The organism is Desulfosarcina sp. (assembly GCF_041551955.1).
GTDB lineage: Bacteria > Desulfobacterota > Desulfobacteria > Desulfobacterales > Desulfosarcinaceae > Desulfosarcina.
Map to the genome: position 1 here is coordinate 1 of NZ_JBFELV010000205.1, position 8,608 is coordinate 8,608.

Annotated in this window: 10 protein-coding genes; 1 reads left to right on the forward strand and 9 read right to left on the reverse strand. The window is 57.6% G+C overall.

The window, feature by feature from the left end:
* Nucleotides 1-121 precede the first annotated feature (121 nt).
* The 9 genes from ABYV26_RS15140 to ABYV26_RS15180 form a co-directional block, all read right to left on the reverse strand.
* Nucleotides 122-988, reverse strand: coding sequence for a branched-chain amino acid ABC transporter permease (locus tag ABYV26_RS15140; protein ID WP_372682194.1), 867 nt, complete (start codon nucleotides 986-988; stop codon nucleotides 122-124).
* A gap of 2 nt (nucleotides 989-990) precedes the next feature.
* The gene (locus ABYV26_RS15145) at nucleotides 991-1,851 is read right to left on the reverse strand and encodes a branched-chain amino acid ABC transporter permease (RefSeq protein WP_372682195.1); all 861 of its coding nucleotides are present in this window, start codon (nucleotides 1,849-1,851) and stop codon (nucleotides 991-993) included.
* A 149-nt stretch (nucleotides 1,852-2,000) separates the two neighbouring features.
* Entirely contained in the window at nucleotides 2,001-3,152 is a 1,152-nt protein-coding gene (locus tag ABYV26_RS15150; RefSeq protein ID WP_372682196.1) for an ABC transporter substrate-binding protein, read from the reverse strand.
* 66 nt (nucleotides 3,153-3,218) lie between these two features.
* Nucleotides 3,219-4,469 (reverse strand): imidazolonepropionase, encoded by a 1,251-nt coding sequence (gene hutI, locus ABYV26_RS15155; protein WP_372682197.1) that lies wholly within the window; start codon nucleotides 4,467-4,469, stop codon nucleotides 3,219-3,221.
* Nucleotides 4,470-4,653: 184 nt separating this feature from the next.
* Entirely contained in the window at nucleotides 4,654-5,544 is an 891-nt protein-coding gene (locus tag ABYV26_RS15160; protein ID WP_372682198.1) for a cyclic nucleotide-binding/CBS domain-containing protein, read from the reverse strand.
* An 18-nt stretch (nucleotides 5,545-5,562) separates the two neighbouring features.
* Nucleotides 5,563-6,027 (reverse strand): HPP family protein, encoded by a 465-nt coding sequence (locus ABYV26_RS15165; RefSeq protein WP_372682199.1) that lies wholly within the window; start codon nucleotides 6,025-6,027, stop codon nucleotides 5,563-5,565.
* A 20-nt stretch (nucleotides 6,028-6,047) separates the two neighbouring features.
* The gene (locus ABYV26_RS15170; RefSeq protein WP_372682200.1) at nucleotides 6,048-6,719 is read right to left on the reverse strand and encodes a Smr/MutS family protein; all 672 of its coding nucleotides are present in this window, start codon (nucleotides 6,717-6,719) and stop codon (nucleotides 6,048-6,050) included.
* Nucleotides 6,720-6,776: 57 nt separating this feature from the next.
* Entirely contained in the window at nucleotides 6,777-7,226 is a 450-nt protein-coding gene (locus tag ABYV26_RS15175) for an NUDIX domain-containing protein (RefSeq protein ID WP_372682201.1), read from the reverse strand.
* Between the two features lies 1 nt (nucleotide 7,227).
* The gene (locus ABYV26_RS15180) at nucleotides 7,228-7,578 is read right to left on the reverse strand and encodes a cupin domain-containing protein (RefSeq protein ID WP_372682202.1); all 351 of its coding nucleotides are present in this window, start codon (nucleotides 7,576-7,578) and stop codon (nucleotides 7,228-7,230) included.
* Nucleotides 7,579-7,827: 249 nt separating this feature from the next.
* Here ABYV26_RS15180 and ABYV26_RS15185 point away from each other — a divergent pair.
* A partial coding sequence (locus ABYV26_RS15185; protein ID WP_372682203.1) for an acetyl-CoA hydrolase/transferase family protein occupies nucleotides 7,828-8,608 on the forward strand: 781 nt, incomplete at its 3' end.

Here is an 8,608-nt window from a genome sequence, read left to right on the forward strand (position 1 = left end):
CCGGCACCGTTGGGGCCGATCAAGCTGAGCAGCTCCCCTTCGTGAACCTGGAAAGAGGCTCCCTGCAGGGCCTGCACACCACCGAAGCGCACGGTCACATCCTCGACCTCCAGCAGCACCGTCATTGGGCGCCTCCTATGCGAAGGCGACTTTTGGCCAATATCACCGCCGGCAGGCCGGCCAGTCCGGTCGGGGCAAAGCGCATGACCACAAAAAGCAGGCTGCCGTAAACCAACAGCTTGTATTCGCCTACAAAACGGAAAAAATCAGGCATCAGGGTCAACAGTGTGGTACCCACGATCACCCCGTAAACACTGCCGATTCCGCCCACGGCAACCATGGACAAAACGCTGATGGATGTGATGAACCCGAAATCATCGGGAACGATGAATCGGGCGAAATAGCAATATAAACCACCGGCCAGGCCGGCCAGTGCCGTACCCAGGGCGAAGGCGACCAGCTTGAAGGCCGACACATTAACGGAGAGCACCCGTGCCGTGTCTTCATCGTCAGCCACCGCTTCGAAAGCGAATCCCATCCAGGTTCTTTTCAGGAATAGGCTAAAGGCTGCTGTAAGTGCCGCCAGGGTCAGCACCAACACAAAAAAGCCGACTTTGCCCAAGCCGAAAGCGGGGATGGAACTGATTCCCAGTTCGCCGCCCAGAAGGCCCTCCTGCTGGCGAACGATACCCAAAAATAGAAAGCCGACGCCCATGGTGGTGATAGCCAGAAAATCTTCGCGCACCCGCAGGCTGGTCAGGCCCACCACAGCCCCCACCGTTCCGGTAAACAGCATGGCGGCCAGAAGATTCACTGGACCCGGATACCCGGCCTTGGCCATCAGGGCTGCCGTGTAGGCACCAATACCATAGAAAGCTGCATGCCCCAGGCTGATCTGCCCGCAGTAGCCGGTGATCAAGTTGAGCCCGATGGCCTGGATAATGTTGATGCAGACCACGGTCGCCAGGGAGAGTTCGTAGATGAGCATGTCTACCTCCGCGCAAACAGGCCCTGGGGCCGGATCATGAGCACCACAATCAAAAACCCGAAAGCGATGGCGTCCCGGTCCAGATAGTCGCCGATAAAAATGGTGCCATAGGCCTCCACCACACCCAGCACCAGGGAGGCGATCAAGGTGCCGCCGACATTGCCCAAACCGCCAAGGACGATGATGGCCAGGGCCTTGTAACTGGGCACACCCCCCATGGTGGGCTCCACCAGTCTGGACAACAGGGAGATGAAGATGCCGGCCATCCCTGCCAGGGCGCTGCCGATGAAAAAGTTCAGGTAGCGCACCCTGAGCACACTGATACCGAAGCTGCCGGCCATTTGGGGATCATCCACCGTGGCCCGCCAAGCCATGCCGATGCGTGTCTTTTGAGCCAACCACGCCAGGGTTCCCAGAATGGACACACTGCCGATCACAATAGCCAGATCAACGGCCCTCAGGGTAATGCCATGATAGTGGAACAACTGTTGCAGCGGGGGGTGGGCGTAGGTCAGTCCATAAGGGCCGAATATCAGGCGAAAGAGCTCTTCCATGGCGATGAAAAGCCCGATGGAAGCAATCAGGGCCACGTAGGGGGGACGGTCCAGGATGGGCTGGTAGCAAATCCGGTAGATCACCATACCCAAAAGCCCCACCAGCCCGGCAGCCAGGGGCATGGAGAGCAACAGACTGCCGGTGGCGTTGGTCAGCAGAAGCCCCAGATAGCCGCCCAGTGTAAAAAGGCCGGCATGGGCCACGTGCAGGATACGCAAAAGTCCATAAACCAGGGTCAGGCCCACGGCGATCAAGGCGTACATGCAACCGTATATCAGGCCTTGAATGAGCAGTTCGAGATAAAGCATAGAGAACGGTCCGAAACGTCAACAGGTTCGCGCGATCGTCAACGGGGAACGCATTCGCTTCAACCGCTCAACGCGATGTCGAAAGGCGCCACGTGGCGGATAGCTTCCGATACCCGCTGAACCGCATGCCGAAATGGAATAAGTTTCGTCTATTTTTCCGGCGGTGCCAGGAGGTCGGGGTCATCGATCACCGCATAGTGGTGCCAGTTGCCGTCCTTGACGACCTGTATCTGTACCGCCTTCATGACCTCCCCCAGGGCATTGAACCGAATGGTTCCCGTGGAAACCTTCAGATCGGTGGCTTTCATCGCGGCCAGCACCTTGCCGGAATCAGTGCTGCCGGCACGCCGGATGGCATCGGCTGCAACCATTACGGCCGTGTGCCCGCTGGCGGCCACCATATCGGCCTTGAAACCGGCCTGAGCTTCAAACGCGCTGATGAAATCGGCGGTTTCCGGAACCTGAGAGTCGCGGTCTAAACTGGTGGTGATGATGATTCCTTCGGCGGCCGCCCCGGCTATTTCGATGAACTTCTGGCTGTCGTAGCCTTCCTGCCCGACGATGGGACAGGCGACGCCTGCCGCCCGCAACTGACTGACCAGTGGGCCGGCCGTAAAATAATAACCGCTGGCGTAGATGGCATCGGGGTTGTCGGACTTGACTTTGGCCACGATGGCTCCGAACTGGCGGTCCTTGATGGAGTATTGGTAAGCCCCGACGATGTCGATACCGTAGGCGGGAGCCATCTCCGCAAAACCGGCAGCCAGGGACTGACCGAAATCGTTCTGCAGGGTGATCGTCACCACCTTTTTCTTGCCCATCATCTCACCGAGCAGCTTGGCGCCGGCCTTGCCTTGAACGTGCCCCAGAAAACTGGTACGGAAGACGTATTCCCCGGCGCGGGTGATGTCCGGATGGATGCCGTATGCGCTGATGTAAGGTGTTTTGGCTTCTTGAAATATCCCTGCTGCAGAGCGGGTGGCACCGGAGTATGAACCGGAGATCCCCACAACGACCTTGTCCTGGCCGATGAGTTTGTTGGCGATGGGAATGGCCTGGGCTGGCTTGGCCTCGTCGTCATACACCACCAGTTCCAACGCGTTGCCCAGGACGCCGCCGGCTGCGTTGATCTGGCTAACGGCAAGCGTGGCGCCTTCGGTAGCGGATTTTCCGTCGCTGGCGGCGAATCCGGTCAGCGGCGCATGAAACCCGATCTTGATGATGTCGGCGGCCATCACCGTACCGATGAGTCCTGAAATCACGAAACTTGCCACTACCCAACCAGCGATTTTACTTTTCATGCGGTCTGCTCCCTTTCTCCAATTGTCGCGTTGTTGATTGTCGCGCCCGATCCACAAGCGGATGTGCTAAGACCACCGATGGACGATCTCTCCCCCTTTGACCGTCATGCGGCAGGGATTGCCACCCATGCGATAGGCCAGTTCAGCCGGCGCTTCGATGTCCCATACCGCGAAATCAGCCTGCTTACCGACCTCGAGGGTTCCCCACCGGTCTTGCATGCCCAGAGCCCTGGCAGCATGGATAGTAAAGCCGGCAAGGGCTTCGGCCGGGGTAAGTCCGAAATTAATGCAGGCCATGTTCATCATGAGCAGCGGCGATGTCGTTGGGCTCGTACCGGGATTGCAGTCGGTGGACAAGGCCATGGGAATCCCCTGCCCGCGCAACAGATCCACCGGCGGCTTGCAGGTCTCCTTGAGAAAATAAAAGGCTCCAGGCAGCAGCACGGCCACGGTGCCGGCGGCGGCCATGGCCGCCGCGCCGGCCGCGTTCAGGTGCTCCAGGTGATCGGCGCTCAGGGCGCCGAATCTGGCTGCCAAAGCAGCGCCGTCGCTGTCGCTGAGCTGCTCGGCATGTAGTTTGACCCGAAGCCCATGCTTCAAAGCGGCAGTAAAGACGCGTTCGGTCTGGGCCGGCGTGAAGGCAATCCGCTCACAGAAAGCATCCACGGCGGTTGCCAGACCCTTGGCGGCAACAGCGGGGATCATCGCGTCCACCACCAGGTCGATGTAGGCGTCCGGCCGTCCCGCGTATTCCGGCGGCAGGGCGTGCGCACCCAGAAACGTCGCCATGACACTGGCCGGGAATTCCCGGCCCAACTGCCGTGCGACACGAAGCATTTTCAACTCGTTTTCTGTATCCAGTCCGTAACCGGATTTGATCTCCACGGCGGTCACCCCTTCGGCCAGCATGGCCTTCAACCGACCGGCGGACTGTCCATACAGATCGGCTTCCGAGGCGTTTCTGACTGCATTTACGGTGCTGATGATGCCCCCGCCGGCCCTGGCGATCTCTTCGTAAGTGGCGCCGTTCAGCCGCATTTCGAATTCCCTGGCACGATTGCCGGCGTGGACCAGATGGGTGTGGCAGTCGATCAAGCCTGGAGTGACCCAGGCATTGTCGAGGCGGTGGACCGACCGGGCTCTATCCAGCGCATTCGATGGCAGCGCGTCGACCGACCCCAGCCATACGACCTTCGCCTTGTCGACGGCCATGGCACCTTTTTCAACCACGCCATACGGGGTCTGGTCGGCCAGGGTGACCAAGTGGATGTCCAGCCAGAGGGTGTCGACCGTTGCGGGGAAATCGGAGAGCGTCATCGCGAATGGATCCAATCGGTACCAATAAGATTATATGACTGTAATTTATATATTTTTTAACAATGATCGACAACTGTGTATGGGTTTTGTGATCAGGTGTCAAGCGCTTTTCAGCACCAAGTCGGCCAGCCGAAATTAATCACATCCATGGATGACTTCTCACTTCGAGAGCCATGCCATTCGTTTAACCGACCATCCTGCTGGAGATGCAGGCATGGCAGGTGCCGGACCGGTGCCTGGCGGCATCGGAAAGGGAAAGCACCCCGACAATCTTGCCAGGTTTCTCATCGTGAACGAAAATACGCCCCAGGTCACCCACGAGCATACGTGCCAGGGCTTGGTCGATGGTATCTTTTCGATCGCAAGAGATCACCGGTTGACTCATCACCGCAACGGCTTTCGCGTCGGGTGCAATCCCCCGATGCCAGGCCACGACCAGATTGGTCTTGGAAATGACGCCGGCAGGGCGTCCGCCGTCACCGATCACCAGGACCGCACTCATCCGGTGCGCGGTCAGGACTTCCATTACCTGATAGAGGTCATTGCTGTCCTTACAGCTGATTACCGACGATGTCATCACATCCGACACGCGTGTTTCTGTCGGCTGATGGTCATCATCGTCTGCTGCAAAAGGTCGCATTCTGTTTTTCCGACAACGGCGACAGATCTGGAACACCACCCCCAGGATGTCCCCATAATTCAACATGCCTTCGAACCGTCCGGCGTCGGCCCCCACCACGAAAAGCTGATGAACGCCGCTGTTGATCATCATGTCCAGCGCATGTTCCAATCCGTCGTCGATAAAGCAGGTTAACAGGGGCCCGGCCATTATTGCCTCCAGGGGCGTGTCCGCAGGCATTTCTGCATAATATGCACCCGCCATATCTGTCTTGGAAACGATTCCCGCCGGTCTTCCTTGCGTGTCCATCACCAGCAAGGCATCCACCTTGTATTTAATCAATCGGCCGATGCCGGTCGAAATAGATGTCGATCCGTCCACTGAAATCATCTGGCGGCGCATGGCTTCTTTGACCCGCATCCCGCTCAGCACACTTCGCGTTCTGGCCAGCGGCATGGATTCCCCTTTCCCTGGCTAAGCCAAATATTGCTGCAGCAGGTGGTAGAAAAGATCCGAAATATAAACAATGCCAACCACCTCCTGTTCCCGGACCACCGGCAACCGCCGAATATGGCGCTTAATCATGACATCCAGGATGGTCAGCAGATGGGTTTGCGGCGCAATGGTCACCACGTCGGTGGTCATCAGGTCGCCGACCCGAATGGATTTCACCCGACCCAACAGTTCTTTGAATGCGCTGGCCTGCGCATCCGCTTCCAGTTCCTGCCAGATGTTGGCATGCCGCGGCTGGACAAACAGCAAAATATCATACATGGAAAGCATTCCCACCAACCGATCCGTATCGTCGGTGACCATCAACCCGAAAACATTTTTCCCCTCCTGCCGACTGGCAGCCTTAAAACGATTGACCGCCTCGGTAATCGTGTTATCGGGTTTCAGCGTCATGTATCGGGTCGTCATCACATCGGTGGCACGCATCGCTTGACTCCCTTGGGACATCACTGCTTCGGCCTTTGTCTGAGTAGCACATAGGTGGCGCCGGTGCCGCCGTCGTGGGACCTGGCACTGGTAAATGCGATCACCCAGCGTTTCCAGCGCCCACTGACCAGCCATCGGGCCAGGTTTGGTTTGAGCACCGGCGGTCCCGGCGAGCAGCGTCCCCGACCATGGACCACCAGCACCGCCCGCTTGCCGGCCGCGATGGCCCGTTTCAGGAACCGGTCGAGGTGCGTTTTCGCCGCGGTGAGGTTCAACCCGTGAAGATCCACATGATCCTGGATGGAAAAATACCCGCCGTGAAGGCGGCGAAACATCTCCGGAGGCATCCATCCTGCCGAGCCCTCGACATACTCAGCGGTGTGTCTGAGTACGAATCCCTCTCCGGTCTCCATCAGTTTCCTGAGTTGTCGGACGGTTTCAGCATCTGGATCTTCGATGGCTTGCGCATTCGACGTAGGGATAGAGCGCGCCGGCGGAACGATTCTTGTGTCGGCCAGCGGAATCACATCGGCCATGGCCTGGCGAAAGAGCAACCGCTCTTCCCGGGACGTCAACCGGCGAACCGGCAGATCCGGGAGCTTGACCTCGGGCAGGTGAATATTTTTCTCGGCAAGTATTTTTCCCAGGGATTGAAAAGGCCGGTTCCCTGTGGATGATCGACGGCGCTTCATGGCCTTACCCGCGAATCAGGCGGTTCGGCTGTCCAAACACGCCCTGGTTTTCCGCTGCTACGGTATCCGATCAAGATGGTGTTTAAAGACGATCCGCCGGTCGACACCATCTTGACATCGAAAATAATCCCCTAAAATATCGGCGTGATCGAAAGCCAGTAAGACGGGTAGTGTCCGGGCGGAAAAGACACCGGCCGCTTTTGCATCATCGGCGGCGACGGGCTGTCCGTCCGCCGTGGCAATGAATACCGTCGTCAGGGTATGGTGCCTCGGGTCCCGCTCCGGCCGGGAATACACATAAAGCAGTTCTTTCAGACGAACGTTCAGGCCGGTTTCCTCGCGTGCCTCCCTGACGGCGCAATCTTCAACGGACTCGCCGTAATCCACGAAACCGCCGGGGATAGCCCATCCATGGGGTGGATTTTTGCGGTCGATAAGGACAATACCGCCTTGCACCTCGATGATAATATCGACCGTGGGCAGTGGATTTCTGAGTGTCCCTGGCATGTTACAATTCCGGTGGGCCGGATGGTATCAGGCATACGAAGGTCAGCCGCCCATCCCCGGCATTTCTGATCTGGTGTTCCTCATTGCCCGGAATGAAGGCCACACTGCCGGCCTTGACCGGCACCCAGCTGCCATGTTGCCACACCTCGCCTTGACCGGCATGAAAGAAGATCTCATGTTCCCAGTCGTGTCTATGCCTGGGGGTGAAGCCGCCGCTGTCCAGTTCGAACACGCGCATGCAGAAGTTGGGGGCGCCGTCCGCCTTGCCGATGACCACACGACCCGAAACGCCTTTGACCATGTCATTGTCGAAACGGGTTTCCGGTTCTTGGCTGTATTGAATCACTTTCATGGGTCGAACCTGCCTTTCTGTGAGAACACGCTAAGTCTGATTCCTTCAGATGAAACTATGAATCTGCCTTTCTCCTGTCAACTGTTTTGTATGACGCGACAATCAGGCACCTCAACTGTCTGCTTGACTATCGGGTTGATTTAAGATGGAATGGCCGCGTTTTTGCGCTTAGACACACTGCCGGGTGACGAAAACGAATGCAAGCGGCCCAACTGCGTTAAAAACCAACATGAAGGACGGGAGGATGGGATGGATCTGAAGACGGCATGTCCGCACAAGCTGATGGACGCGCAAACCGCCATATCCAACATCAAAAATGGAAGCCGGGTGTTCATTGGAACCGGGTGCGGCGAACCCCAACACCTGATAAGGACCATGGTGGAAGATCTGAGCATGCAGGACATCATGGTTTATCAAATGCTCTCCTGGACCTTTTCCAACTATGTGGACGATCCCAAGTTTTTGAGACGGTTCTCCCTTAAGCTGTTTTTTATCAGCAGTTCCATGAGAAAAGCGGCATTCGAAGGTAAGATCGACTACATCCCGACCTACCTGTCCCAAATCCCCAGATACTTCGCCAATCGTCGGATTGGCCTGGATGTGGCCCTGATTCAGGTCAGCCCGCCGGATAAGCACGGCTTCTGCAGCCTCGGCGTATCCATCGACATCACCCTGGCCGGCATGCAAAATGCCAAGATGGTCATCGCCCAGGTCAATCCACGCATGCCGAGGACCTCGGGAGACAGTTTTGTCCACATCGACGACATCGATTACCTGGTGCAGCATGAGGAGCCGCTGGTGGAGGCGCTCCCCAGCATTAAAGATTCGGAAACCGCCAACCGTATCGGGTATTATGTCAATCAACTGGTGGACGATGGCGCCACCCTTCAAATTGGTTTCGGCCATCTCCCCTTTGCCATCCTGCAGCACCTGACCGACAAAAAAGACCTGGGCATCCACACCCAGCTGATCACCGACGGGTTCTTGCCCCTTTTCGACAAAAAGGTGATCACCAACCGCAAAAAGACCC